This window comes from Exiguobacterium sp. s145 (genome assembly GCF_018618835.1).
Taxonomy (GTDB): domain Bacteria; phylum Bacillota; class Bacilli; order Exiguobacteriales; family Exiguobacteriaceae; genus Exiguobacterium_A; species Exiguobacterium_A artemiae.
Genome location: NZ_JACSMV010000002.1, coordinates 282,316 through 307,755, shown reverse-complemented (window position 1 = coordinate 307,755; position 25,440 = coordinate 282,316). Strand labels below are relative to the sequence as shown.

The 25,440-nt window shown below is 47.0% G+C and carries 25 protein-coding genes; 15 read left to right on the top strand and 10 right to left on the bottom strand.

Features of this window, described 5'->3' with window-relative positions; translation table 11 throughout:
• Positions 1 to 89 precede the first annotated feature (89 nt).
• Positions 90 to 383 (bottom strand): hypothetical protein, encoded by a 294-nt coding sequence (locus KNQ07_RS04670; RefSeq protein WP_214765023.1) that lies wholly within the window; start codon positions 381 to 383, stop codon positions 90 to 92.
• A gap of 172 nt (positions 384 to 555) precedes the next feature.
• Between KNQ07_RS04670 and KNQ07_RS04665 the strand changes: the two genes are divergently transcribed.
• Both KNQ07_RS04665 and KNQ07_RS04660 read left to right on the top strand, forming a co-directional pair.
• Positions 556 to 948 carry an RrF2 family transcriptional regulator gene (locus KNQ07_RS04665; RefSeq protein WP_131973010.1) on the top strand — a complete coding sequence of 131 codons (393 nt, stop codon included), beginning with the start codon at positions 556 to 558 and terminating at the stop codon, positions 946 to 948.
• 214 nt (positions 949 to 1,162) lie between these two features.
• The gene (locus KNQ07_RS04660) at positions 1,163 to 1,588 is read left to right on the top strand and encodes a hypothetical protein (protein ID WP_131973009.1); all 426 of its coding nucleotides are present in this window, start codon (positions 1,163 to 1,165) and stop codon (positions 1,586 to 1,588) included.
• Positions 1,589 to 1,742: 154 nt separating this feature from the next.
• Here KNQ07_RS04660 and KNQ07_RS04655 read toward each other — a convergent pair whose 3' ends face one another.
• The gene (locus tag KNQ07_RS04655) at positions 1,743 to 2,057 is read right to left on the bottom strand and encodes a hypothetical protein (protein ID WP_012370120.1); all 315 of its coding nucleotides are present in this window, start codon (positions 2,055 to 2,057) and stop codon (positions 1,743 to 1,745) included.
• Between the two features lie 122 nt (positions 2,058 to 2,179).
• Here KNQ07_RS04655 and KNQ07_RS04650 point away from each other — a divergent pair, with 122 nt between their 5' ends.
• The 4 genes from KNQ07_RS04650 (at position 2,180) to KNQ07_RS04635 (ending at position 4,864) form a co-directional block, all read left to right on the top strand.
• Complete coding sequence (locus KNQ07_RS04650; protein ID WP_251139477.1) at positions 2,180 to 2,923, top strand: nuclease-related domain-containing protein; 744 nt, start codon at positions 2,180 to 2,182, stop codon at positions 2,921 to 2,923.
• 27 nt (positions 2,924 to 2,950) lie between these two features.
• Complete coding sequence (locus tag KNQ07_RS04645) at positions 2,951 to 3,259, top strand: hypothetical protein (RefSeq protein ID WP_214765021.1); 309 nt, start codon at positions 2,951 to 2,953, stop codon at positions 3,257 to 3,259.
• 80 nt (positions 3,260 to 3,339) lie between these two features.
• Positions 3,340 to 3,762, top strand: coding sequence for a MarR family winged helix-turn-helix transcriptional regulator (locus KNQ07_RS04640; RefSeq protein ID WP_012370122.1), 423 nt, complete (start codon positions 3,340 to 3,342; stop codon positions 3,760 to 3,762).
• Positions 3,763 to 3,835: 73 nt separating this feature from the next.
• Positions 3,836 to 4,864 (top strand): YhgE/Pip domain-containing protein, encoded by a 1,029-nt coding sequence (locus tag KNQ07_RS04635; protein WP_214765020.1) that lies wholly within the window; start codon positions 3,836 to 3,838, stop codon positions 4,862 to 4,864.
• A gap of 44 nt (positions 4,865 to 4,908) precedes the next feature.
• Here KNQ07_RS04635 and KNQ07_RS04630 read toward each other — a convergent pair whose 3' ends face one another.
• On the bottom strand, positions 4,909 to 5,550 hold the full coding sequence (locus tag KNQ07_RS04630; protein ID WP_131973005.1) for an SDR family oxidoreductase: 642 nt from the start codon (positions 5,548 to 5,550) through the stop codon (positions 4,909 to 4,911).
• Positions 5,551 to 5,754: 204 nt separating this feature from the next.
• Here KNQ07_RS04630 and KNQ07_RS04625 point away from each other — a divergent pair, with 204 nt between their 5' ends.
• The 3 genes from KNQ07_RS04625 to KNQ07_RS04615 all read left to right on the top strand — a co-directional run bounded on the left by KNQ07_RS04625 (position 5,755) and on the right by KNQ07_RS04615 (position 8,325).
• Positions 5,755 to 6,576 carry a transporter substrate-binding domain-containing protein gene (locus KNQ07_RS04625; protein WP_214765019.1) on the top strand — a complete coding sequence of 274 codons (822 nt, stop codon included), beginning with the start codon at positions 5,755 to 5,757 and terminating at the stop codon, positions 6,574 to 6,576.
• 121 nt (positions 6,577 to 6,697) lie between these two features.
• Positions 6,698 to 7,528 (top strand): ABC transporter ATP-binding protein, encoded by an 831-nt coding sequence (locus KNQ07_RS04620; protein WP_251139465.1) that lies wholly within the window; start codon positions 6,698 to 6,700, stop codon positions 7,526 to 7,528.
• 101 nt (positions 7,529 to 7,629) lie between these two features.
• Positions 7,630 to 8,325, top strand: a complete 696-nt coding sequence (locus tag KNQ07_RS04615; RefSeq protein ID WP_251139464.1) for an ABC transporter permease — start codon at positions 7,630 to 7,632, stop codon at positions 8,323 to 8,325.
• A 99-nt stretch (positions 8,326 to 8,424) separates the two neighbouring features.
• Here the strand turns inward: KNQ07_RS04615 and KNQ07_RS04610 are convergent, their stop codons facing one another.
• The 5 genes from KNQ07_RS04610 to KNQ07_RS04590 all read right to left on the bottom strand — a co-directional run bounded on the left by KNQ07_RS04610 (position 8,425) and on the right by KNQ07_RS04590 (position 13,729).
• Entirely contained in the window at positions 8,425 to 9,789 is a 1,365-nt protein-coding gene (locus KNQ07_RS04610; RefSeq protein ID WP_214765017.1) for an amino acid permease, read from the bottom strand.
• A gap of 194 nt (positions 9,790 to 9,983) precedes the next feature.
• Positions 9,984 to 10,853 (bottom strand): hypothetical protein, encoded by an 870-nt coding sequence (locus tag KNQ07_RS04605; protein ID WP_214765016.1) that lies wholly within the window; start codon positions 10,851 to 10,853, stop codon positions 9,984 to 9,986.
• Between the two features lie 57 nt (positions 10,854 to 10,910).
• Positions 10,911 to 11,504 (bottom strand): undecaprenyl phosphate transporter UptA, encoded by a 594-nt coding sequence (gene uptA / locus KNQ07_RS04600; RefSeq protein WP_131502864.1) that lies wholly within the window; start codon positions 11,502 to 11,504, stop codon positions 10,911 to 10,913.
• Between the two features lie 199 nt (positions 11,505 to 11,703).
• The gene (locus KNQ07_RS04595) at positions 11,704 to 13,026 is read right to left on the bottom strand and encodes a Na+/H+ antiporter family protein (protein ID WP_026828620.1); all 1,323 of its coding nucleotides are present in this window, start codon (positions 13,024 to 13,026) and stop codon (positions 11,704 to 11,706) included.
• A 151-nt stretch (positions 13,027 to 13,177) separates the two neighbouring features.
• Positions 13,178 to 13,729: a beta-class carbonic anhydrase gene (locus KNQ07_RS04590; RefSeq protein WP_026828619.1), complete on the bottom strand. Its 552-nt coding sequence runs from the start codon at positions 13,727 to 13,729 to the stop codon at positions 13,178 to 13,180.
• Positions 13,730 to 14,063: 334 nt separating this feature from the next.
• Between KNQ07_RS04590 and adhE the strand changes: the two genes are divergently transcribed.
• On the top strand, positions 14,064 to 16,658 hold the full coding sequence (gene adhE / locus KNQ07_RS04585; protein WP_214765015.1) for a bifunctional acetaldehyde-CoA/alcohol dehydrogenase: 2,595 nt from the start codon (positions 14,064 to 14,066) through the stop codon (positions 16,656 to 16,658).
• Between the two features lie 97 nt (positions 16,659 to 16,755).
• Here adhE and KNQ07_RS04580 read toward each other — a convergent pair whose 3' ends face one another.
• The gene (locus KNQ07_RS04580; protein WP_214765014.1) at positions 16,756 to 17,166 is read right to left on the bottom strand and encodes an Lrp/AsnC family transcriptional regulator; all 411 of its coding nucleotides are present in this window, start codon (positions 17,164 to 17,166) and stop codon (positions 16,756 to 16,758) included.
• 117 nt (positions 17,167 to 17,283) lie between these two features.
• Between KNQ07_RS04580 and KNQ07_RS04575 the strand changes: the two genes are divergently transcribed.
• From KNQ07_RS04575 to KNQ07_RS04565, 3 genes are all read left to right on the top strand, one after another.
• Positions 17,284 to 18,042 carry an MBL fold metallo-hydrolase gene (locus KNQ07_RS04575; protein ID WP_214765013.1) on the top strand — a complete coding sequence of 253 codons (759 nt, stop codon included), beginning with the start codon at positions 17,284 to 17,286 and terminating at the stop codon, positions 18,040 to 18,042.
• A gap of 39 nt (positions 18,043 to 18,081) precedes the next feature.
• A complete protein-coding gene (locus tag KNQ07_RS04570) occupies positions 18,082 to 19,239 on the top strand; it encodes an MFS transporter (RefSeq protein WP_214765012.1) in 1,158 nt (385 codons plus the stop codon).
• A gap of 128 nt (positions 19,240 to 19,367) precedes the next feature.
• Positions 19,368 to 19,931 carry a GNAT family N-acetyltransferase gene (locus KNQ07_RS04565; RefSeq protein ID WP_214765011.1) on the top strand — a complete coding sequence of 188 codons (564 nt, stop codon included), beginning with the start codon at positions 19,368 to 19,370 and terminating at the stop codon, positions 19,929 to 19,931.
• A gap of 173 nt (positions 19,932 to 20,104) precedes the next feature.
• Here KNQ07_RS04565 and KNQ07_RS04560 read toward each other — a convergent pair whose 3' ends face one another.
• The gene (locus tag KNQ07_RS04560; protein WP_214765010.1) at positions 20,105 to 21,142 is read right to left on the bottom strand and encodes a phosphotransferase; all 1,038 of its coding nucleotides are present in this window, start codon (positions 21,140 to 21,142) and stop codon (positions 20,105 to 20,107) included.
• A gap of 162 nt (positions 21,143 to 21,304) precedes the next feature.
• Here KNQ07_RS04560 and KNQ07_RS04555 point away from each other — a divergent pair, with 162 nt between their 5' ends.
• Both KNQ07_RS04555 and KNQ07_RS04550 read left to right on the top strand, forming a co-directional pair.
• A complete protein-coding gene (locus KNQ07_RS04555; protein ID WP_214765009.1) occupies positions 21,305 to 22,699 on the top strand; it encodes a hypothetical protein in 1,395 nt (464 codons plus the stop codon).
• Between the two features lie 204 nt (positions 22,700 to 22,903).
• Positions 22,904 to 25,222: a bifunctional 2',3'-cyclic-nucleotide 2'-phosphodiesterase/3'-nucleotidase gene (locus KNQ07_RS04550; RefSeq protein ID WP_251139462.1), complete on the top strand. Its 2,319-nt coding sequence runs from the start codon at positions 22,904 to 22,906 to the stop codon at positions 25,220 to 25,222.
• The last annotated feature ends 218 nt before the right edge of the window (positions 25,223 to 25,440 follow it).

Here is a 25,440-nt window from a genome sequence, read left to right as displayed (position 1 = left end):
TACATGTTATGGGAGAGGTTTTGACCCGTTTCATCAATGGAACTTCTATTAAATTTTTGATGGTAGTATACAGACGATTAGTCTGGACTTTATTCTATTAAGTGATGAATGGATCCAATTAATTCATCAAGAGGCTCAAAACTCTCTAGAAAAAATTGATAATTGGATGGATGCCGAATGCCGCGAATGAAAATTCGTTTTTCTAGTGTCGGTAAAATCAGCAGATATTCGATATCCATGATCCGCTCTTCAGAAAATTCGCGACGGAAAACGGAAATTTTAGCTGAATTAGCAGTTAAATACGTCGGATCGACCCGGTAGCGTTCTTCAGAGAATTGTCTTTTGATAAATACTAAAAAGTCCGAACCACTAAAAAATTTCATATGCGTGAACTCCTTCCTATAATCGTTCTTTATATATTAAGTATTTCCTGTACATGTTTAAAGGAAACGTATTTCAGCAAAAAAATAGATACATTTCATAACACTTAAAACTATATCTTATGTCGTTTTTTTTGTACTATAGGTGATATAGAGAATAAAGTAGGTGGAAATAATGAAAATGACTCGATCGACGGATTATGCGATTCGAGTGCTATTGTATACGACTCTTCACCCGACTCGACTCGTTCAAATTCAAGAAGTAGCCGATTATTATGATATTTCGAAAAATCATTTAATGAAAATTGTTCATGCACTAAGCCGATTCGGACTCATCACATCCTATCAGGGACGTAACGGAGGTTTTAAGTTGGCGAAAGATCCGTTGGACATCACGTTGGGTGAAATCGTACAGCTTTTTGAAAAGGTCTCTTATCTTGAAAGTATTCCAGCCGTCCATGAAGATGAAAATCTGGGAAATATGAAAGAAGCGTTTGATGATGCATTTTTTCAATTTTCGGAAGCACTCAAGGCATACTCACTGCAAGATTTGATTCAAACGGATTGACGGTGTGTAAAAAAAGAGTTTAAAACACGTGGCAGATTGGTAATATTCTGTAACGTGTTTTTTTGTCATGAACAGAAGATAAAATTCCCTAATAAAACTGGTAAATGTTATACTTAATTTTGGATGGAAATAGGGAACTAAAGTGGTTTCTTTCGTTGCATGTCCTCATCCGGAATAATCATAACTTGAATTCTGTCAGAAAGGAGTTTCCAGAATGTCTGAGATCACCATTGACACATTCACATCCTTTATCAAGACCATAATCAGACCTCCCTTATTTCTTGTAGAGAAAAAAGAACAGCCTGAAAACATAACGGTTGAGATTCGATACGCACAGTTGCGTTCTACAACCAAAGCTCAATTGTTAGAACCCCTTGTCCGTTTGTTCGAGGAAGAGGCGACGGATGAAGCAAGGGAAGTGTTAACGAAGGAATTGATTCATTTAGCTGCACATACACTACATCATTCGAATCATCTTTTAACCGCTTGCTTGACGAAAGAGACAAACTCAAATCGTCATTATGCTTATTTGTATATTGAAGGAAAAGAAGTACTACACCGAATTATGACGGATGAGAAAGATATCCTGCCGTTTGTTCGCCAGATCGATCAATTGATTCAGAAATTTGAATCAGACTAACGCTGACTGAAAATGGTGCAAGCCATTTTATATATAAGGATCACGTTCGAAAAACTGAAATGTACAGTAATCATGTAGGATTGCTGGAACAAGTCCGTTGAACATGCCAACAGGCAAGCCTTCCGAAATAACGGAGGACTTGCCTGTTGTTCATTTAACGATTCTCGGACGAGGTATCTTTGAACGCATCGACATATTGTTTCGCTTCCAGTAACGGATAACCAAGCGTTTCCCGGACGAGTTTAACGGCTTCGACTGTCTGATAATCAGCAAGAAGCTGCTTGATTTGTTCATTGAGTAAGGTATGACTGCTTGCTGCATCCGTCATCCCGAGGTGTTCCTGAATCCGGGTCATTTCGCGCAGGAGCTGTTGTTGCATGACCCGTTGCTTTGCCAGTTGTTGAGATACGGATTGCCAGAACATGATCAAGAGGATCAAAGGCAACCAAATCGATAAAAATGAGTCCATATGAAAGAAGCCTCCTTTTGTTTACCGTATCATACTAAAAATGATATAACAATTAGTGGAAATTGAAAAGAATACCGTTTATTCTGAAATAGTGGAAAATTAAGGGTTTGAAAAAGAAAGGAATGAAAAGTGTGGAAGATTTGTTAGCTGCGTTGATTCCGATATTACTTCTTTCAGGGAGTATCCTGTTTGTCGGGTTTGTCGTCACGCTCGGCAGTTTATTTTATTTCCGCCGGCGGTCGTTTGAGAAGAGTACATACAAGCAGGTTACACAAGAACGGTTTCTGAAGGCCGTCCGTGACAAAGGGATCTGGGGAGAATATTTAACGACCCGGCAACTTGAAAAAGTCGGCGGATACGGGAAATTCGTCATGAATACCTATCTGCCAAAAGCACGCGGCAAAGGTCTGACGGAAATCGACGTGACGTTTATCCACGAGAGTGGCATTTACGTGCTCGAGTCGAAAAATTACAGCGGCTGGATTTTTGGAAAAGAAGCGGACCAGCAGTGGACTCAGATGTTTAAAAACCGCTATAAACAAAAGTTTTACAATCCGATCAAACAAAATGAACAACACCTGAAGAGCATGGAACGATTTTTGGAGTCGATGGTCGTAGAAGACGTATTCCAGTCGGTCATCGTCTTCGGTGAACGTTGTGAACTTAAAAAAATTACGGTGGACTCAAGTCACGTCCATGTCATCAAACGGAATGACTTACGGCGGGCCATCAAGAAACTGGCGACTGTCGATCGTTTGACACCAGCACAGGTCGATGCGGTCTATGAGCAACTCAAGCAACAATCCCAAGTTAAACAAGAAGTGAAGGATGCGCATATCGAATCGGTTAAATCGTTTACGTCTTAAATTAAACAATCAGAAGGAAGTGGAAACATGGCCATTCATAAAAAGCCGATTGATTACATTGATATTCCTGCTCCGCAACATAGTGAAGGCGCCTATTACCGGGTTGTCTACGGGGATGTCGACTGGGAGGAAAATGAAAACTTTCATCGGGCGATCTACGTGTTAATGGGATACGAGGAAAAAATCATGTATCGCCGAGTCGCGCACATCTTAACGACACCGAATCACCCGAATGATTTGTCGGACTTCGATAAAGTGATGGCTGCAATGACCCGATTGAAAGACCGCAATGCTGTCTATAACGATAAAAAGAGAGAAAATCAGACATCTATTTGACAATCCACCGATTCCGGCATATAGTAAATAAGTTCAATTAATAAGTAGTGCAACTATTATGCCGAAAGTGGGGAGTCTTAATGAAAGAAGCGGATTGGTCACTTGGTATGCAATTGTCACGCAGCTATCTTTCCTTTAAACGGGCTGCCACGAAACGGATGGAACAACATGGCCTGACACCGGAACAATTTTCAGTGTTGAGTGAGCTGCATAAGCAGGAAGGCATCTCGCAAAAACAGTTGGCGTTGACGACCGAGCGGGATCAGACGACAGTGGGAAAAATCCTCGACAAGCTGGTCAAGAAAGGGCTTGTCATTCGTTCGGCGGATCCGAGAGACCGGAGAGCCTTCATTTTGTTGACGACGAAAGAAGGTATCCAAACGATTCAGCTGCTCGAACCGACACTCGATGAACTGCAGCAGCAGGCGTTTTCTGGTCTGTCGAAAAAAGAGATTAAACAATTCATCAAAACACTCGAGACCATTTACAAAAATGTGACGTAAGTGGTTTCTCTTTTTGAACTAATAGTTGCACATGCTATTATAAGTAATGCATATAAAAAGGAGAGTACATTACATGAAGAGTTTTAAAGAAGTATGGTCCATCACACAAACGAAAGTCGGGTTAATGTTTGCCTTGATTGTTCCGGTCTTGTTCCTTGTCGTCTGGATGACCGGTTACCACGGCGCGACGGACCGGTTGGATCAGTTACGCGTCGCCGTCGTCAAAGATTCGACGACGGAAGGACTATATCAAAACCTCAAAGCCGATAGTCCATTTACCGTCAAAGCCGTTTCGTCCGAAGCGGAAGGATTGAAACAACTCGATGCAGGAAAAGTCGAGATGGTGCTTGCGGCAGACTTGACCGATGCAAAACAAATGACGTTTCATGTCAACCAGGCAAATGCCGAGTTCGCGAACGGTATTCTGAAACAGGCGACAGCTGAAATCGCCAAAGGAATCAACGGTCAACCGGCTATCCAATCGGACATCATCATCGAACACGAGGTATCCGATTTCTCAATGTCGATGTTGCCGTTGTTGCTTGGATTCGTGATTTATATTGCCGTCATGACGATGGGAATTCAATTTAATCTCGTGACACAAATTCTCCAAAAACGTTTTTCGAAATGGTCACTCTTTTGGAGCAAACAACTGTTGCACGGGATCGTCCTGCTGGTTGTTCCGCTCGTCATGGTATCGCTTGCGTTTGCCTTTGCCGATATCGAGACATCATTCTTGAAAGTATGGGCGTTCCAACTGTTGCTGACAGCAACGTGTATCAGTGTCACGCAGATGAACTTCACAATTTTTGGTCCGATTGCCCCGCTTGTGAATGTCGCATTGATTCCGTTCCAACTGATGACGGCGGGCAATATCGTTCCGTCTTCGATGCTGGCTCCGTTTTACCAAACGATTGGTCATTATCTGCCGGTTCCGAATGCCGTCGGCGGTTTGACCCGGTTGCTGTATTTTGACGGTGATATCTCGACCTATCTCTTCCGATTGGCGGTTATTCTGCTCGTGACGCTTGTGGTCACATTGATTTTGACAGCAGTTCGCCGGGAACAGGCACATATCGTCGAAGTCAAACAGGCTTCCTGAATCAAAAAAACGAGCTTGATCCAATGGATCAGCTCGTTTTTTAGTTAAGCAAACAGTTCAGCAATCGCGGTTTGACCCGTCAATAACGGAATCGTTTGGTGGTAGGCCGACTGTTGTCCGATCGAGGCGACGACGACACGGGCGACATCCTCACGGGCAATCGTCGTTTCGTCCGTTGATGCCGGATCCGTCGTCACCGCTCCCATTCCCGCCTCGTCCGTCAGGCCACCCGGACGCAGAATCGTATAGGCAAGAGAACTTTCACGCAACAGACGATCCGCATAATGTTTCGCGACATAATACGGTTTCATGCTGTCGGACCACGTTTCCGGCGAATCGGCATTTAACGCACTGACCATGATGAACTGGCCTGCCTGAATCCCTTCTGCTGCCGCAACCGATTTTGCGGCTCCGTCGAGATCAATCAAAATGGTTTTATCGGCACCGGTGTGACCGCCGGATCCTGCTGTGAAGATGACGATGTCACTGCCTTGGATCGCATCTTGAATCGACGCGACATCCTGCTCCAAATCGAGAAAAACCGGTGTTGCCCCGAGTGCTTCAAAATCGGCATACTGTTCTTTTGAACGTAATCCGACTCGGACGTCGTGACTCGATCCGCTTAATTGTTTCGCCACCTGACGACCGACTTTTCCGTTTGCTCCAATAATGAATACGTTACTCATCTTCCATTCCTCCCATTCGTTGATTCGTTCTCTGTCAGTATGGAAGAAAGTAAGTGTATCCTGCAATCAAGAGGACTTGATGAAAGAACATTGCCTCTTTTTGACGAAATAATCAAAAAATTGTTGGAACCGTTAGAACAATATGATACTGTTTTGAGTATTATACAAAAACACAGCGTCAGACAGAGAGAGGAAGCGGACAGAGTGAATAAACGAGAATTGGCACTTGGAGGAAGTCTGTTGCTTTCCGGTCTCATGATAGCGACACGATTAAAGAATGCGACGGGTTCATTCAGCGTCGGTAAACAAAATGTCTTCACAACAAAAAAGATTGTCGTCGGAACGACCGGAGATTATAAACCGTTTACGTACCTGAACCGTCAGACCAACCAATATGAAGGGTTCGACATTGATGTCATCTGCTCGTTTGCGGAAGTCGCCGGACTCGAAGTCGAATTCGTCCCGACGACATGGGGAACACTGACCCGTGATCTACGTGCCGGGAAATTTCATATGGTCGTCGGCGGCGTCACGAAAAACATCGAACGCGAAATCGTCGGCGACTTCACGAAAAGTTACTTGTCGTTTCAAAAGACACCGCTCGTCCGGACAACGGATCTCGACCTGCTGACGTCAATCGAGGCAATCAATCGACCGGACGTGACAATCGGATTAAACCCAGGAGGAACGAACGAACAATTCGTCCGGCAGACGTTTGATCAAGCCCATATCGTCATGTATGCCGATAATTTGGCTATCCCGGCAGCTGTCGCGACCGGCGAAGTCGATGTCATGATCACGGATACGGTTGAAGCGATTTATTATGCGTCGCTGGATACGCGGCTAGGGGCTCCGAAAATCACTGAAAAGTGGATTCCGGCCGAAAAAAGTTATCTGATCCAGGACCGGCAGACGGAAGTTCTGGACGTGATGAATCTATGGATGAATTCCTATGAAGGACAGGAACGGATTCGAGCCTTAAAAGAAAAGTGGTGTGTGGCTTCAGTTGGACAGGATGTCATCTAAATAGAGCAACCGATGGGCAAATCCAATTTTGGGTTTGTCCCTTTTTGTGCAATCAGCTAAAAAGTGGGTAAAGATAAGGAAGTGACTGAACGATTGCTGACTAACGAAAGGACGGATGAGCATGATTGAAGTAGACCGGTTGACGAAGGAATATAACGGGAAAAAAGTCGTTGATCAGATTTCCTTTCATGTCGACAAAGGCGAGATTTTTGCCTTTTTGGGACCGAACGGTGCCGGTAAATCGACGACGGTTCAAATGCTGACGACATTGATTGCCGTCTCGTCCGGCAGTGCAACGATCAACCAGTACGACATTCAACGAAATCAAAAGGATGTCCGGTTGCAAATCGGTGTCGCCCTGCAGGAAACCGGTATCGATAATGATTTGACAGGTGAAGAGTTACTGGTGCTGCAAGGGAAACTGTTTGGATTTTCAAAGGACAAAGCCGTCGAACGGGCCGTTGAACTGCTTGAACTCGTTGGATTATCGGCAGACGGGAAACGCCGCGCCGGCACGTATTCCGGCGGGATGAAACGCCGGCTGGATCTCGCATTGACACTTGTCCATCAGCCGACCGTTTTGTTTCTCGACGAACCGACAACCGGACTGGATCCAGCAAGCCGTCAGCAAATCTGGACGGAAGTCCGGCGATTGAATGAAGAATACGGAACGACGATTTTTTTGACGACACAGTACTTGGAAGAAGCCGATCAGCTGGCAGACCGGATCGCCATCATCAATGACGGGAAGCTGATTGCCGAGGGGACAGCGGCAGAGCTGAAAGCGCTGAACGGAACAGAACGGATCGAGGTCGTCCTTGAAGGGGAACAGTCGAGCGAGGCTTTCCGGCAGGCGTTTGATGGTCGGATCGAGAAGGGTCTGATCATTTTGCCGTCCAACGGGACAGAGACGCTGAAGCAGGTGTCCGCTATCTCGATGAACAGCACTTGACGGCCCGTTCGCTTGTTGTCAAACAGCCGTCGCTGGATGATGTCTTCATTCAACTGACGGGTCAGGCCTATAAGGAGGAGAGCTGATATGGGCGGGAAACTTTGATATTGACGAAACGCAGCCTGCTCGTGACCTTACGGAATCCGTTTTCGTTCATCCCGAACTTGATCATCAGCGTTTTTTTCCTGCTCGTCTACACGAACGGGCTGTCCGGCATCTCCAGTCTGCCCCAGTTCGGCGGCGTCGACTATTTTAACTTCATCCTGCCGGTCTCAATCGTCTCCGGTGTCGTCGGAGGAGCCGGGGGAGCGGGGCAGGCACTCGTCAAAGATATTGAGAGCGGTTATTTTGCCCGTTTGCTGTTGACACCGGTCTCACGAACGGCGATCGTTCTCGGTCCGATGCTTGCCGGGATGTTGCAATTATTCGTTCAGACGTTATTGATTTTCGGAATGGGCTTTCTACTTGGTCTATCGATTCCGGCGGGGATCAGCGGCTTTTTCCTGACGATTATCCTCGCTCTCGGCTTCGGTCTTGCCTTTGCCGGTTATTCCGTCGGTGTTGCTCTGAAAACTCGGAACGCCCAGGCGGCACAAGCCGGGACATTACTGTTCTTTCCGTTGATTTTCTTATCGACGACGTTTGTCCCGAAAGAATTGATTGAAGCGGAATGGTTAAAGGTAGCCGCGACGCTCAATCCGACGACTTATATCATGGAAGGGATGCGGGCGTCCTGCTACGCGAGACGATTGATTGGAGTGTTTATACACAGGGTGTCATCGTCGCTACCGTTTTGAGTATTGCGATGGTCGTATTTGCGGCACTCAACGCAAGGGGTGCCTTGAAGAAATGACAAAACGCTATCTCCGACTTTTTTAGCCGGGGACAGCGTTGTTTTAAGACGACTTAGGTGTGCGTACTACATAATAGATACCGGAGAGAATCAGGAAAACGAGTCCGATCAGAATCGAGACGCGGGTCTCATCATTGAACAACATTCCGACGAGGACGATCAGCAGCATCACAATCGTGATGTAGTTCGTATACGGTGCGCCGGGCATCTTAAACGGGTGATCGGCAATCCGGTTGGCTTCGATTTTCCGGTACTGGATGTGGCTGATCAAAATCGCGAACCACGGTACCATTCCCGGTAAGACCGACGCACTGTAGACATAGACGAAGATATTCGTGTCTTTGCCGAGAAACAATGGCAGGACGATGTCGAGGATGATTCCGACAAAGATACCGGCTGACACGGCAAGGACCGTGTAGAGTGGAATCCCGTTTTTGTTGACCTTCAGGAAAAGCGACGGCATCTGTCCTTTTTCCGCGAGCGTATAAATCATCCGGCTCGAGCTGAAGATGCCGGAGTTACAACCGGACATCGCAGCCGTGATGACGACGACATTGATGACGGCTGCTGCGGCTGTAATCCCGACTTTAGCAAACGTCGCAACAAACGGGCTGCCGAGATCTGCCAGCTGATCCCATGGATAGACGGTGACGATGATGAAAATTGCTCCAACGTAGAAAATCAGGATCCGCCAGATGACGCCGTTGATGGCACGGGTGATGTTCGTTTCCGGATCCTTCGTCTCCCCGGCTGTCACACCGATTAGTTCAACGCCGATATAAGACGCGAAGACAATCGAGAGGGCGAAGAAGAAGCCGCTGACGCCGTTCGTGAAGAAGCCGCCGTGTGACCACAGGTTCGAGAAGCCGATCGGCGTCCCGTCGTTTCCGAAACCAAACAGGATGATGCCGAGACCGGCGATGATCATCAGGATGATTGTGATAACTTTGACGGAGGCAAACCAAAATTCGAGTTCACCAAACATTTTGACCGAGGCGAGGTTCGCAAGCGTCAGGATGACGATGACGACGACACCCGGAATCCAGGTCGGTAGATCCGGCCACCAAAACCGCATGTAGGTCCCGACGGCAATGACTTCACTCATCCCGACAATGACCCAGTTGAAAATGTTGCTGCTCGCCGTCATGAAGCCGGCTGCCGGATGAATGTAATCATTCGCGAACTTTGCATACGATCCGGTGTGTGGATGGGTGTAGACCATCTCACCTAAGGCGCGCATGATTAAAAAGATGAAGGCCCCTGCCAACATGTAGGCAAGAATGACAGATGGACCGGTCCAGGCAATCGTACTTGACGATCCAAGAAATAGGCCGACGCCGATGGTCCCCCCTAAGGCAATCATTTGTACTTGTCGTGCTGTTAATTCCCGCTTTAAGTTCGATTCCATAAGTACCCCCATGTACCAAAAAATGATTACTCTTGAACTTGTCAGACAAGTCCGAAACACTATAACCATGAGTATACTATCTTAAAAAAGAGAATTGAAAGCTTTTTCTGAAAACATTTTCGTTTTTCCTAATATAAATGAAAAGAAATGAAAAAAAGCCGAACCCCTTCAAAATGAAGGGATTCGGCAACTTGTCATTTTGGAATGAAATCTGTAAACGTTCCCGCATAAAGACGGGTATCCGTAGAGAGGACGATTCGGTTTTGGCGCATTTTGATGGTTCCTTGCAGCGGAGAGCCTTTTTCCGACTCGAATAAAATCCGTGCCATCTCGACATACTTATCGCCTTCCCGCTTTAGCAAATACGTATGTTCATTGTCCGTTGAAATCAAATACCCGCCTTGGACGACGAAATCTGAAAAATGTCGACGCGGGACTTGATAGCTTATACTGTTTCCTTGATGAAAGTGGACGACCCGGTAATCCGGATGATAAAAGAACCAGGCATCGTCCGACGCACAGACGTTCAGCGCATAACAGTCATCAATCGGATAATCCTTGTTCTTAAAAACGGCTTGTCCAAATTCATCGAAGACTACTAATCCAAAGGAACCAACCGAATTGGTCACGGCATCGGCAAAGACGCCCTCATCGAAGTAACTGACCCAAATTTGGTTTTTTTCATCAATATGGACGTTTTGAATCCCGTCATCAAGACAAAAACTATCGAGGAGATGTCCCGCTGAATCGTAAATAAAAGCATTCGGCAGCCACAAACCGTCGATATCATCGTCGCATCGTGAAGCGACAAGGAGAATCCGTCCGTCAGAAAATGAGTCGACATAACTGAAATCTGTTTCGGCCTGAGCGATGATCGTCGTTGTCCGCCATTGGTCATGCAGACGATGGACATGCAGTACGTTCCGATGTCGTTTTGTATCATAAATTTCTTCAATCATCATGATTTGTCCTGAAATCGTCAATCCCGTGGCAATGTGTTTACCGGTAACTTGAGACGCCGTAACGCGGTCGAGGTGAATTTTTAATGTGTTGGAAGTATCCAAGATAAGTCGCTCCTTTTTAAAAACAGTCTGCCGCGGGGACAGACTGCAAAACTTGAATTAGGTTGTACGTTGACGCTTTTTCAGGAAGACATATAAGAGAATCATAACGACAGCAGCAATCAGGACACCGTTCGTATAAGGTGCGGCCACTTCTTTAATCGAGCGCCAGTTCGTTCCGAGCGTCTCACCGAGGTAGAGGAAAAGAATCGACCAGGGAATGATGGCGAGGACAGTGTAGAATGAGAATTTCGTCTGATCCATTTTTGCAAGACCGGCTGGAATCGAAATCGCATGACGGACGACCGGAATGAAGCGGGCTCCGAAAATGACGCCTTGTCCGTATTTCAGGAACCAGCGTTCTGCGAGATCGAGATGGTGTTCCGTAATCAGCAGGTACTTTCCGTATTTTAAAATCAATGGTCGACCGCCGTAACGGGCAAACCAGTATAAAAATAATTGCGAAAACAAACCGCCGATGACAGCAGCAACAACGGCAAGCGGCCAACCGATCGTTCCTTGGGAAATCATGAATCCACCGTAAGACAAGACGATTTCGCTCGGAATGATCTCAATCATCAATCCTAAGGCAATACCGAAATACCCTAGATCAGCGAGGTATAATAAAACGTTATTAACAACTTGAGATAACACATCGAACACTCCTTCAGCTTCACTTCATTCCTTTATATTAGAGAAGAAAGCCGGAAAATGAAAGAAAAAATCTTTAATCTGACGAAGCAAATATTTACTAAGCATCTTTAAGTAGAAGGTACAGCCCGTTTAATGAAGCAAAATGATTCAAAAAAAGAACCAATACCGATTATGGCATTGGTTCCTGAAAACATACTTTTTATAACACCATCGCGGCAATCGTTCCGAAAACGAGCAGCGGCAGATTGTAGTGCAGGAATGTCGGGATGACGGTTTCCCGCATGTGATCATGCTGTCCGTCAGCGTTCAGTCCACTTGTTGGACCGAGCGTCGAATCGGATGCCGGGCTTCCGGCGTCGCCAAGGGCACCGGCCGTCCCGATGATAGCAATCGTCGCTTCCAGACTGAATCCGTACTGGACACAAAGCGGGACGAAAATCGCAGCGATGACAGGAACCGTCGAGAAACTCGAGCCGATCCCCATTGTGACGAGCAGTCCGATCAATAGCATGACGAAAGCGGCAACGAGTTGGGAATCGCCCATCAAGGCTTTTGAATTCTCAACGAGCGGATCGATGTCACCGGTTTTCCGGAGGACGTTCGAAAATCCATTCGCTGAAATCATGACGAATCCGATGAACGACATCATTCGCATACCTCGGGTGATGACATCGTCTGCTTCACTGAAGCGGACGAGACGAAGAAGGAGAAACAGGACGAGACCTGTTGTCGCAGCAAAAATCATCGATTCGGTCGTCAGCTGGACAGCGAGTGTCGCGAGGACGACGAGTCCGCTGAGGAACAATTTTGTTTTCGTGATGACGGGAATCTCATAGTCGTCCGGTGCGATGTTCCTCATTTCGTATTCCCGTGGTTTCCGGTAAACGTAAAGACCAATCAACAGACCAACGAGCATTCCGAGTGCCGGAATCGCCATTGCCTGAATGACGGAAGCACCAGCCGTGTCCATTCCGTTTTTCGAAATGTTCGGCAAAAGGATCTGGTTCAAGTAGATATCCCCGAAGCCGACCGGCAGGAACATGTACGGTGTGACGAGACCAAACGTCATGACGATGGCAATCAGGCGACGGTCAATCTTCATCTCATTAAACAGACCGAGGAGCGGTGGAATGATGATCGGGATGAAGGCGATGTGAATCGGCAAGACGTTTTGTGAGCTGATCGCGAGTAACAAGATTGCAAAGACGATAAAGCCTTTTAACTTCTTGACTGACGCCGCGTCAGCGGATCCTTTTGAACGTTTGATCAGAGCATGTGCCAACGCATCCGGAAGTCCGGTTTTCGACAAGGCGACAGCAAACGCACCGAGTAAGGCATAACTGAGGGCGATTTCGGCCCCGGCGCCAAGTCCTTCAGCAAACGTCGCGATCGTCTTGTTGATGCCGAGACCGCCGATCAGTCCGCCGGCGACGGCACTGAGAACCATCGCGAGGACGATATGGACCCGGAAGATGGCTAAAAGAAATAATAGAGCAACGGCAATAATGACTGCATTAAACATGAACTAAAACCACACTTTCTTTTGGTATCACTGTACTATACTAAAGTATCATACAGACCGATCTTTTGACTGTCAAGAAAAAAACACAAAAAAGGTATGACCGACGTCAAATTGAGGTTGGCCATACCTTTCTTCTTCATTAAAACGTGATTCAGCAATCGACTTGGTCGAGTTTACCTGTTCCCGGATCGATGACAAGTCCGTGGACTTCCGTGCCCGGTGGCAACAATGGATGGTTTTTGATCAGTCCGACCGAGTGGCTGACATTTTCTTCGACCGATGTGAAGCCGCGTAACCATTGCTTCAAATCGACGCCGGAAGCATCCAGCGTGTGCAGAACCTGTTCATTGATGCCACGATCCTGCATCTCGGCGATCATCTTCGCCGGGTCAATCGTGCTCATGCCGCAGTCATGATGTCCGATGACAATGACTTCTTCCGCACCGAGGGCGTAGAGGGCGACGAGAATTGACCGCATGACAGATCCGAATGGATGGGACAGGACGGCTCCGGCATTTTTGATGATTTTCGCATCACCGTTTTTCAGACCAAGTGCGTGGGGAAGGAGCTCCGTCAAACGTGCATCCATACAGGTCAGAATCACAACCTTCTTATCCGGGAACTTATCCGAGATGAATGGTTCGTATTGTTTTTCTTCAACGAACTGTTGATTAAACGCAAGCATTTGATTAACGACTGACATTGAAACTTCCTCCTTTAAGACAAATGAATGATGGAACTATTCCTAGCGTACACGATGAACGATTGGTCAGACAAGCAGATTCATAGATTGCTGTGACAGTTATCACAGCGAGTGATCGAAAAGACGGACCGTTATGTCAGAACAGGTCATTTCGATGAAAACGCTCTCATTCATGTGAAATAGTTCACAGGATAGTCATGCACAAATGAAACAAAAGGCGGTATGATTGATTTGTGAAGGAAAGCACAAACTATTTAAAATCAGCTTGGCATTCCTAACATCTAATAGGGAATTGCAGACTCAGATTCGTTCCAAAATAGGGAGGAAACCTAACATGGCTGTCAAAGAAAAAATCAAATCAGAAGTCACACCTGTCGAAAAAGCAATCAATCAAATCGTCGCGAAAGGTCAAACGGCACTTCAAGAATTGTTGACATTTAATCAAACGAAAATTGATACGATCGTCCGCGACATGGCGCTCGCCGGTCTCGAACGGCACGTCGAACTTGCCCGTCTTGCGGTCGAAGAGACAGGTCGTGGTGTCTTTGAAGATAAAATGATCAAAAACATGTTTGCGACAGAGTACATCTACAACAGTCTCCGCAACGAAAAAACGGTCGGGATTTTAGAAGAGGATGTCCAAAACGGTCTGACGTATATAGCGGAGCCGGTCGGTGTCGTCTGTGGTGTCACACCGGTGACGAATCCGACATCAACCACGATGTTCAAAGCATTGATCGCGATTAAAACACGGAACCCGATCATCTTCGCGTTCCACCCGTCGGCTCAAAATTGTTCCCTCGAAGCAGCGAAAACATTACGGGATGCGGCCGTCAAAGCAGGTGCACCAAAAGATTGTATCCAGTGGGTCGAACAACCGTCCCTCGAAGCAACAAAAGTTTTGATGAACCACACGGACATCGCGATGGTCCTTGCGACAGGCGGAGCCGGCATGGTCAAATCCGCTTACTCGACCGGAAAACCGGCGCTTGGTGTCGGACCGGGGAACGTACCGTGTTACATCGAAAAAACCGCTAAAATCAAACGCGCCGTCAGTGATTTGGTCCTCTCGAAAACATTTGATAACGGAATGATTTGTGCGTCCGAGCAAGCCGTCATCGTCGATCAAGAGATTTATGCGGAAGTCCGGGCAGAGATGGAAGCACTCGGTTGTTACTTCTGTACACCGGATGAGAAAAAACGTCTCGAAGCACTCGTCATCAAAACCGATACATGTGCCGTCAATGCGGATATCGTCGGAAAACCTGCGACATGGATTGCAGCAAAAGCCGGCATCGATGTTCCGGGCAACACCGTCATGCTCGTCGCGGAACTCGAAAAAGTCGGAGCGGAAGAACCGTTATCACACGAAAAACTAAGTCCGGTTCTCGGTGCGTACAGCGTTGCGTCAACGAATGACGCCTTCCATGTCGCGGAACGGATGCTTGAAATCGGCGGACTCGGTCATACGGCGGTTATTCACACAACAGATGATGAGTTGATGACAGCGTTTGGTCTCCGGATGAAAGCCTGCCGGATTCTCGTCAACAGTCCGTCAGCACACGGCGGAATCGGCGATCTCTACAATGAATTGACACCGTCACTCACACTCGGTTGCGGATCATACGGGAAAAACTCGGTCTCAGAAAACGTAACGGCGAAACATCTACTCAATGTCAAAAAGGTGGCGAGACGACGCGTGAACATGCAGTGGTTCAAAGTACCGGAAAAGATTTTCTTTGAGAAAAACTCGGTTCAATACTTGAAATCGATTCAAAATGTCTCACGAGCATTGATCGTCACCGATCAATCGATGGTTGAGTTCGGTTATGCCGACAAAGTCATCCGTAACTTGCCTGCAGGCGTCAGCTACCGGATCTTTGACCAAGTCGAACCGGATCCATCCGTGACGACCGTTCAAGTCGGTGCCCAGGCGATGCGTGACTTTAAACCGGACCTGATCATCGCCCTCGGTGGCGGATCGGCGATGGATGCTGCGAAAGGGATGTGGTTGTTCTACGAGCAGCCAAACGAAACGTTCTCGAACCTCCGTCAAAAATTCATGGATATCCGGAAACGGGCCTATAAATTCCCGGAACTCGGTAATAAAGCGAAGTTCGTCGCCATTCCGACGACATCCGGTACGGGATCAGAAGTCACACCGTTCACTGTCATCACCGATAAAGAGAAAAACGTTAAGTATCCGATTGCTGACTATGCGTTGACACCAGACGTTGCGATCGTTGATCCGGAGTTCGTCATGACGGTGCCTGCCTCTATCACGGCCGATACAGGGATGGATGTCCTGACCCACGCGACGGAAGCGTTCGTCTCTGTCCTTGCGAACGACTACACGGATGGATTGGCATTAAAAGCAATCAAGATGATTTTTGAGTACTTGCCACGCGCTTACGATAACGGTTCAGACGCCGAAGCACGCGAAAAAGTCCACAATGCGTCAACGATGGCCGGAATGGCGTTTGCGAATGCCTTCCTCGGCATCAACCACTCAATCGCGCACAAAATCGGTGGGGAGTTCCACACACCACACGGTCGGACAAATGCGATTCTGATGCCACACGTCATCCGTTACAATGCAACAAAACCAACGAAACTGGCTGCTTTCCCGAAATACGAGTCGTTTATCGCGGATGAACGGTATGCGGAAATCGCCCGTTACCTCGGTCTACCGGCAGCAACGACAGAACAAGGCGTCGAGTCGTTCATTCAAGCCGTCAGTGAGCTCGGACAACGCCTCAACATCAAGATGTCGTTTAAAGCCCAAGGCATCAACAAAGCTGACTTTGAAGCGAAACTCGACAAGATGGCCGTCGATGCGTTTGAAGATCAATGTACGACCGCCAATCCGAAAATGCCGCTTGTGACGGAACTCCGTCAAATCATGGAACTCGCTTACGAAGGTATCTAAATTAGAGAGAAAAACATCATGGCAATAAAAAAGAGCCTTGCTTCCGGTCATCGGAGGCAAGGCTTTCGTCTGTTCATAATTGTGAAGTAAAGTTTACTCATTTGTTAATCACAATCGATAACTGATAATTCACATGCTCATTTAATTCAGTTAAAAACGAATCTAACTCCTGATTTGATGGAAAACGACACTCCAATAGATAACAACTGTCCCCACTGATTTTATAATTATTCAGAACGTATAACGGATGTTTTTTGAGAAACGAGAGATATGGCTGGTGATGGGTATCTTTCGTATAGATACTGATCATCGCATGAATCGTATAACCCATCTGTACGGGGTTGAGAAGAATCGTATACCCTTCGATGATGCCTTGTTCTTCTAATTTCAAGACCCGTGCGGATGTCGCAGGGCCGCTTAAATGAATTTTTTGACCTAATTCTTTCATCGTAATCCGGCTGTTCTGAGACAGTTCGTCGATGATTTGTAAGTCCGTCTGATCCAACACGCTTTCAAATCCCTTCATAAGTAAAGTAAAACGGCAAAAACACCTTCAGTAAGCTCTGTATCGGGAGGATGTTCAAATTATATACTAGGCTCCTAACAACGAAAGGGAGTGGTACACATGAACATCCAACATATCCGCAATGCAACGTTAAAAGTAGACTATGCCGGCAAAACATTTTTGGTTGACCCGTTTTTAGCAAATAAGGGAGCCTATCCGGCATTTCCGAATTCGGCACGACAAGATCAAAAAAATCCGTTAAACGACTTGCCGGTTTCACTTGATTCTATTATTGATGCAGATGCGGTCATTGTCACACATTTGCACCTCGATCATTGGGACGACGTGGCGAAAGAAGTACTATCAAAAGACATGCCTTTGTTCACTCAGAATGAACAGGATGCCCAAGAAATCAGAAACAGCGGATTCCAAAACGTCGAAGTGTTACAAGAAGATACCGTTTTTGAAGGAATTCAGTTGATTCAAACAAAAGGTGAACATGGCAGAGGACCCATTTTGGAAATCGCCGGTTCGGTGTGCGGAGTCGTCTTTAAACATGAGGACGAAAAAACAGTATATATCGCTGGCGATACGGTCTGGTATGAAGAAGTGGAGAAAGTGATCAAGCAGCATCAACCGGAAGTCATCGTCGTCAACGCAGGCGATAACCAGTTTGTTGAAGGTGGATCACTGGTGATGGGAGCGGAAGACGTCTTAGCTGTCCATCAGGCAGCTCCAGCGGCTATGATTTTATCCGTGCATATGGAAGCTGTGAATCACTGGGCATTGTCTCGGACAGATTTAAGAATGTTTGCTGTTGAACATCACTTTTCTTCTCAACTGATCGTGCCGGAAGATGGCGAGCGTTTTGTGTTTTAAGTTTAACTGGAGTTGCCGTGATTTTTGGAGGCACTCATCTTGAAGCAGATAGAGAAACGGTCTTTATGGACAAAAAAATTCGTGATGTTATCAAGTATCAACTTTTTCTTGATTTTTATGTATCTGTTGCTCAACTCCATCATCACACTGTATGCCCTTGATGAATTGGGTACGACGACTGGTCAGGCGGGGGTAGTCGCAGGTATTTTTATCATCGGTGCGTTGGTGGGGCGTCTCGTGACAGGGGTGCTTTTGTCGAAAGTGAACGGTCAGTCCTTGTTACGCTTTGGATTACTGTTCTTTGCCCTGACGATGGCTCTCTACATTTTGGATTTTGGATTTGCCTTTTTTGCTTTAACCCGTTTGTTAAACGGTTTTGCGATGGGTATTGCAACAACTATCATCGGAACGATCGTTGTCTTGACAATTCCGGAAGAAAGAAGCGGAGAGGGCATCGGCTACTTTGCTGTAAGTACAGCGTTGGCTACCGGAATCGGTCCGTTCGTTGGACTTTTTTTGATGCCCCGGACAGGGTTTACGACAATCTTTATATTCTGTTTGCTGTTGGCGGTCCTGAATGTGGTGTGTGGATGGTTCCTTTCGGTTCCATCGAAGAAAACGAATACGCCGACTTCGGATTTGAAGTGGATGCATGTGTTTGAACGAAAAGCATTACCCATCAGCTTGATTATTTTAGTGATGACTTTTTGTTTTTCCAGTATCCTCTCGTATATCAGTTTATTTGCCATCGAGCGTAATCTAATCACGGCTGCCAGTTATTTCTTTATCGTCTACACGTTGACGGTTTTGGTTTCACGTCCTGTTACGGGACGTTTGATGGATCAGCGCGGACCCGACGTCGTCATGTATCCTGCCTTTCTCCTGTTTGCTGTCGGGCTGTTTTTACTGAGTAATGCGACTGATGCCGTTGTCTTTTTATTCGCCAGCCTGTTGATTGGACTCGGATTCGGGAATCTCTCTTCGATCAGCCAGACGATGGCTGTGAAAGCTGTCGCGCGCGAAGGAAAAGCCCGTGCAACAGCGACGTTTCTTATCTTTTTTGATATCGGAAATGGACTCGGTCCGGTTTTACTCGGCTTGATGTTGCCGGTTATTGGATATACCGTCATGTATGTACTGCTTGGAATCATCGTGCTGTTGACGATTCTTCTTTACCGACTTTTGTCTCTGCGATGAATGGGACATAGTACGCACGTCATGCAAAAAACGAAATTCAAAAAACAACTAAAAAACTCAATGTGGTCGGGGAAGACTTTTGTTCTTCGACCGGATTGAGTTTTCTTTTTATCAAAGGAGTAGTGAACATGTTTTTGGAAACAGAACACTTGACGAAAGACCATCGGGATATCGACCGGGTAAATCAATTATACCTGGAAGCATTCCCGGATCATGAACGGATGCCGATGAACATATTGTTAAGAAAAGCCAACAAGCGCTCTGTGGATTTTTGGGCGCTGTATGATCAAAACATTTTTGTTGGTTTTACCTATTTGATCACGCATCAAGATTTAACCTACGTTTTGTATGTTGCTGTTGACGGTCAGGCAAGATCAAGCGGATACGGGAGTCAACTCTTAAAGAAGATTGAAGAACACCGGCCGGGAAATCGTATAATATTAAACATCGAGAATCTGGATGAGAGTGCTGAAAATTATCAACAGCGGGTGACACGGAAAAGGTTCTATGTGCGGAACGGCTATCGAGATTCCGGTCTGGTGTATGAAGACCGATGGGCAAAATATGAAGTACTCTTGAACGGGACGGCCGTAGAAACACATGAGTTTTATCGATTGTTGCGAAAGTTTGCGGGAAACCTGCGATTCCTTCTCTTTAAACCGCGTATTACAAAAACAAATTTGAATCGTTAAACAGTATTACCGAAACCAGTCCCCATACATCGTCCCTTGCGCAACAATCAGATAATCAAGCCACTTATCGAAGGAGAACGGGAGTCGTTCGAAGTCCGGATCTTCGTAAGTCAGGAATTCACCGGTCTAGATCCGATTGTCGCCTTCACTGATCGATTCGCAAACGAGCCTTACTAAACAGTACTCGTCGTGTTCTTTTGACTGTCATGCCACCACTTTTTAATCACCGGACACAGCGCTTCGTAGTCTTTGAGCGCTTTTAACGTCTCAAGCACCTGCTGAACGGCAACTTGTTGCTCCTTTTCAGTTACGGGTTCAAGGTGAAGAGATTTGGACAGACTATAGGCAAGCCATCCGAGTTTACTCGCATATCCAGCGGATAGAGCGGGCTCAAGAGAATAGTTGAGTCGACCGCCTGCCGCATGATACCCCTTGAAGAAGGCTTTAAAATGGTCTCGTCGCACACGATTTTGCTCATCGAGCGACCAATAGAGGGCCGTTTCTAAAAAATCATGCATCGGATGAATCGGACCGGCCGATTCCCAGTCGATGAGAATCGGTGCGCCGGACTTCCACAACACGTTTTTGGCATCCAAATCGCGGTGACTGAGGACAGAAGTTCCCCGCCATTGTTTTAGGGCAGAAGACGCCTCGTTGTCCCAACGCTTGATTCGTTTTAAATCCGACAAGTAAGGTTCTAGCACTGTGAGTCCTTGTTGCCGGATTTTTTCTGCGAATATGTCCCATGAAACCGGAGACTCTGATGGTGCAAGGGTTTGTTGAATCGGCAACGAGGACAGGTCCGCAGTATGAATCTGCGCCAATTGTTCACCGATCAGTTCAGCGTGGTTTGGTGTGACTTGGTGAATCGGCAACGTCCACCCGTCCACCCATTGGAAGACGAGATAATATTGTGTACCGATTTGGTGTAAGGCGGATCCATTGATCGTGAGGGCGGGCAAGGCAGAGACTTCTCCAGCTAAAGCTGTGACAATCCGTTCCGAATCAATGAATTTTTGCCGTGCAGTCGGACGAGAGAGGATGATCGGATTCAGTAACTTTATTGCATACGTCCCGGTCGTCGTTTGAAGAAGAAACATCTTGTGCAACAGACCACCGGACAGAGGATCCGGTTCCGTCAGTAACTCCCCGAGCTTGAATCGTCTGCTGATAGTCTTAAATAGTGTTGAAGCGTTTTCTGTTGTCGTCACGTCATTCCTACTCGTGGAATTGAAATCCCTCTTCCATCCATAATTGGTTATAATTAAAGTATAGCGTACAGAAATGACCAATCGTCGTAAAAATAAGGCGACTGGCGTTTCTGAATGAGGCAGAACAGGAATAATCAAACAAAGGAAAAGGAGGGAATGACAATGGAGCAACGACAAGAGCGGCGCAACAGGCGTTTTTCGATTTTGGATTTCGTACTCGGAATCGGGTTTGGTCTGATTTTCTTTGCCGTCTTATTTGGTCTGATGACAGTCGTGACCGGACAAATCGAGTCCTCCAGTGATTATCAGTCACTCGTGAAGCAAATGCAGGATGCGGGTGTCACCTGGGGCAGTAATGATGTGACGGTGACGTTAATGCTGCTGTTCGTCGGCGGACTCGACGTGACGATGCCGTCTGCCGTCCGGGAAGCAATCATCAACCAATTACTCGGAGCCAGTTCGGCCGGAGATGTCCTGTCGATCTTTGGGATTGATTTGAATCAAGTCTTGTCACCGCTGACCTTCGACGTGACATATGGTTCCCTTTTGCTGTCTGTATTCGGTATCGTATTTGTTTTTATTCTCTTTTTACTAATGCGGATTAAAGCAAACCGGCTCGGCTGGACAGTCCGGTCCGTCAGTTTTTTAGTGACGGCTTGGATCGGTTGGTTCATGCTCGTTCAGCGCAGTGACTCGATTTCCTTTTTATCGTTCCAAGACGGTGTGTTGACACAAGGGTTGCTTGCGCTCGCCATCATGATTGCGTTAAGTTATCTGGCACTTTATCCGCAAGGGTTATCCGGTTTGTCAGCGGCCGCCCGGGGGAGCCTGCTTGTCCTGATGTTTGCGAGTTGTCTCCAGCTGTATCTCGTCGTTACGGATGAAACACAGTATGACGGCGATTCGGCCCTTCGGACGGCCTTGACGGTCGCCAGTCTCGATGCCGGCAGCGGCGGCATGTACGACTTGTTGCACGGCGGACAGGTTGCCTACAAAGCAAATCTTCTTGGAGCAGATGTTGATGTACCGGTGACGATGCTGAACGGGGAGACCTCGACCGGAAAGTTAAATCAATCGATTGAGGATGTCCTGGCAGAAGTTGATACCGACCGGGTGACGGAGCAACTGTTGACGATTCTTGGCGGAGAGCGGCCCGATTTATCGGATACTCAGCTGAATCTCGATCCGGTCGATTACGGTATCGCAAGGCAGACGATTCAAGCACTTGATGCCGAATCGGCGGGTGTCACGCCGGAGCCGATTGACTCGGAGAGTGCGTACTGGGTCCTGATCCTGATACCGTTCATTCTCTATCTGCTTGTCAGTATCCGGGCGTTCAAGACGATTCTCGATCCGATTGTTTTTGCGGTCCTTGTCGGAGTCACCAGTTTCCTGGTTGCTCAAGCGACGACGGCGGACTTTACGGTCGCTTGGCGTAACGAAGCCTTGTTGCAGTTTTCCCAGCAACCGGCCGGACTGACGCCGCTTTATGCTGCGGGGATGGCATTGATTGCCGGATTGATCGGATTTGTCATCAAACGAAAACCAACTGTATAACCAATGACGCCGGTCGACCTGAGAGGGAAGGCCGGCGTTTTTGATTTAACATGTAAAGGCTGTTTGAAGATTATTAAACCAGTATTTGAAATTAGTTAAGAAGGTTAAATAAGACGGATGTCCGACCTATACAAAGTCGCTATAAGCTACAATGAAAGCGTGTTAAATTAGTTGAGCAGTCATTTCTATTTAGGGGGAAATCAGATGAAACAAGTCACAAAAATCGTTATTGCCAGCACGTTGATCGCACCGATGCTTGCACCCGTCATTCAAGTCAAGACACTCGCTGCCGACAACAGCGTCGTCAAGCTCCGTTTTTTAGAGACTACTGATTTACATACAAACTCGATGAACTACGATTACTTCAAGGATGCGCAGGATGAGACGATTGGTCTTGTCAAAGCCGCAACCGTCATCAAACAGGAACAAAACGTCGTCGGCGAAGCCAACAGCTTTGTATTCGACAATGGCGATACATTACAAGGGACACCATTTGGCGATTACGTCAAAAATCAATACGACAAAGGCAACGAAGGGAAACACCCGATGTACGAATTAATGGAATACATCGGTTATGACGCCGTCACACTCGGGAACCACGAGTTCAACTTCGGACTCGACTTCCTGAAGTCAGCGATGAAAGCATCAAGCGGTGAAATCAAATTCGTCAACTCGAATGTCCTCGATGCTGTTACGAAAAAACCGATCGTGTCCGAGTTCAACACGGACGGGAAGGATTATCAAATCATCGAACGTCAAGTCAAAGACCAAAACGGTCAGATGAAAACGGTCAAAGTCGGTGTCTTCGGAGTCGTCACACCACAAATCATGGCGTGGGATGCCGGCAATCTGACAGGAAAAGTGACAGCGGAAGATATCGTACCGGTTGCTAAAGCAACGGCGAAAAAATTAAAAGATGCCGGTGCCGACGTCGTCGTCGCACTTGCGCACACAGGAATCGGTGATACAGCGGATCAAAAAGACGGCGATGAAAACGTCGGGTACGCGTTGACAAAAATCGCGGACATCGATGTCTTGATGACCGGTCACCAGCACGGAAAATTCCCGGACAAAACATTAGCGTTCAATAACTTACCGAACGTCGACGCAGCAAACGGTCTTATCAACGGTAAACCGGTTGTCATGGCCAACACACAAGGGAAAAACGTCGGCGTGATTGATTTGCAATTGAAGCAGGACGGCGAGAAATGGGTCGTCGATACAGCCGGATCAAAACTGGCAGACGTGACAAAAGACACGGCGGCTGATGCCGGTGCTGTCAAGTTGATTGAAAAAGCGCATGAAGGAACGCTTGCTTATATTCGTCAAGAAGTCGGTACGATTAATGACGATATCCAAAGCTTCTTCGCACTCGCGCAAGATGATGACTCGGTTCAGTTCGTCACGAACGCTCAAAAATGGTATGTCGAGAAACAACTCAAAGAAAATGCGGATCTTGCGAAATATAAAGATCTTCCGTTATTGTCAGCAGGTGCACCGTTTAAAACAGGCGGGCGCAATCAAGTCAATGCGTCTGACTATACGTTGATCAAAAAAGGTCCGATCGCGTTGAAAAACGTCGCCGATCTGTATGTCTATCCGAACACACTCGAAGTTGTCAAAGTGACGGGTGCCGACGTCAAAAACTGGCTCGAAATGTCAGCCGGTCAATTCAATGAAGTGACAGATGCGAAAACAGATTTGTTGAACAAAGACTTCCGCAGCTACAACTTCGATATTCTCGATGGTTTGACATACGACATCGACATCACGAAACCGGCGAAGTTTGACTATAACGGGGTGGTCGTCAAGGAAGACGCAAGCCGCGTTCAAAACATTAAGTACCAAGGCAAGGAAATCAAGGACAATCAGGAGTTCCTCGTCGCTACCAACAACTACCGAGCCGGCAGTGCGACTTTCCCGGGCCTTGGTCAAGGAAAGAAAATCGTCTACAAATCGGCTTATGAAACACGCAACGTCATCTCGGACTTCATCAAAGCAAAACAGCCGGTTGATTATCAAGCGGACAACAACTGGTCACTCGTTGCGAGTAAACCGATCACGGTGGACTTCGATTCAGCCGAAGCTGCTGCCGACTATACGAAACGGTATGAAGGCATCACGAACACAGGTGTTAAACGCGCTGGTGAGACAGGGACGTTCCTGAAGTTTAAACTCGACGTCCCGATGAAAGACTTTAACGTCAGCGTCAGCGCTGTCAAACCGGGAGCAAAAGTCGTTACCGGTAAAGCGGTCGCCGGAGCAAAAGTCACAGTCAAACGTGGCACGACGGTCCTTGGCACGACGACAGCCGACGAAACCGGCAAGTATGCCGTTACCGTCCGTCCGGTCAAACTGCGTGACAAATTGACGGTCGTCTCGGAGCTTGGTTTCATGAAAAAAGAAGCAACCGTTACGGTTGGGACACCGGTCATCGACAAGAAACGAGTTGTTTACAATTCATCAGTCTTTTCTAAAAAAGTAATGGAAGAACTTGATTACGCATACTACAAAGGTGTTTGACTGAAATCACAAAACCGGTAGCTATAACTACGTCCTGAAGATGCGGACCGGTCTTGCGACAGGGTCATACAAGATGAACATCTATACAGCATCTGATCGTCTCGATCAATCGCGTTACTTCATCACGAAAAAATAAGGCAGGAAAACGGCTTCTCATCTGAGGAGTCGTTTTAGTTTTGCGGAAAAAACTGGCATACTAATAACGAGGGGAGCGGATA

Excerpts from the sequence above, each read along its gene's own strand:
- KNQ07_RS04665 (WP_131973010.1), top strand. The coding sequence starts at position 556 with ATGAAAATGACTCGATCGACGGATTATGCGATTCGAGTGCTATTGTAT.
- KNQ07_RS04555 (WP_214765009.1), top strand. The coding sequence starts at position 21,305 with ATGGAGCAACGACAAGAGCGGCGCAACAGGCGTTTTTCGATTTTGGAT.
- KNQ07_RS04660 (WP_131973009.1), top strand. The coding sequence starts at position 1,163 with ATGTCTGAGATCACCATTGACACATTCACATCCTTTATCAAGACCATA.
- KNQ07_RS04650 (WP_251139477.1), top strand. The coding sequence starts at position 2,180 with ATGAAAAGTGTGGAAGATTTGTTAGCTGCGTTGATTCCGATATTACTT.
- KNQ07_RS04645 (WP_214765021.1), top strand. The coding sequence starts at position 2,951 with ATGGCCATTCATAAAAAGCCGATTGATTACATTGATATTCCTGCTCCG.
- KNQ07_RS04640 (WP_012370122.1), top strand. The coding sequence starts at position 3,340 with ATGAAAGAAGCGGATTGGTCACTTGGTATGCAATTGTCACGCAGCTAT.
- KNQ07_RS04610 (WP_214765017.1), bottom strand. The coding sequence starts at position 9,789 with ATGGAATCGAACTTAAAGCGGGAATTAACAGCACGACAAGTACAAATG.
- KNQ07_RS04670 (WP_214765023.1), bottom strand. The coding sequence starts at position 383 with ATGAAATTTTTTAGTGGTTCGGACTTTTTAGTATTTATCAAAAGACAA.
- KNQ07_RS04635 (WP_214765020.1), top strand. The coding sequence starts at position 3,836 with ATGAAGAGTTTTAAAGAAGTATGGTCCATCACACAAACGAAAGTCGGG.
- KNQ07_RS04575 (WP_214765013.1), top strand. The coding sequence starts at position 17,284 with ATGAACATCCAACATATCCGCAATGCAACGTTAAAAGTAGACTATGCC.
- KNQ07_RS04630 (WP_131973005.1), bottom strand. The coding sequence starts at position 5,550 with ATGAGTAACGTATTCATTATTGGAGCAAACGGAAAAGTCGGTCGTCAG.
- KNQ07_RS04595 (WP_026828620.1), bottom strand. The coding sequence starts at position 13,026 with ATGTTTAATGCAGTCATTATTGCCGTTGCTCTATTATTTCTTTTAGCC.
- KNQ07_RS04655 (WP_012370120.1), bottom strand. The coding sequence starts at position 2,057 with ATGGACTCATTTTTATCGATTTGGTTGCCTTTGATCCTCTTGATCATG.
- KNQ07_RS04565 (WP_214765011.1), top strand. The coding sequence starts at position 19,368 with ATGTTTTTGGAAACAGAACACTTGACGAAAGACCATCGGGATATCGAC.
- KNQ07_RS04620 (WP_251139465.1), top strand. The coding sequence starts at position 6,698 with ATGATTGAAGTAGACCGGTTGACGAAGGAATATAACGGGAAAAAAGTC.
- adhE (WP_214765015.1), top strand. The coding sequence starts at position 14,064 with ATGGCTGTCAAAGAAAAAATCAAATCAGAAGTCACACCTGTCGAAAAA.
- KNQ07_RS04590 (WP_026828619.1), bottom strand. The coding sequence starts at position 13,729 with ATGTCAGTCGTTAATCAAATGCTTGCGTTTAATCAACAGTTCGTTGAA.
- KNQ07_RS04550 (WP_251139462.1), top strand. The coding sequence starts at position 22,904 with ATGAAACAAGTCACAAAAATCGTTATTGCCAGCACGTTGATCGCACCG.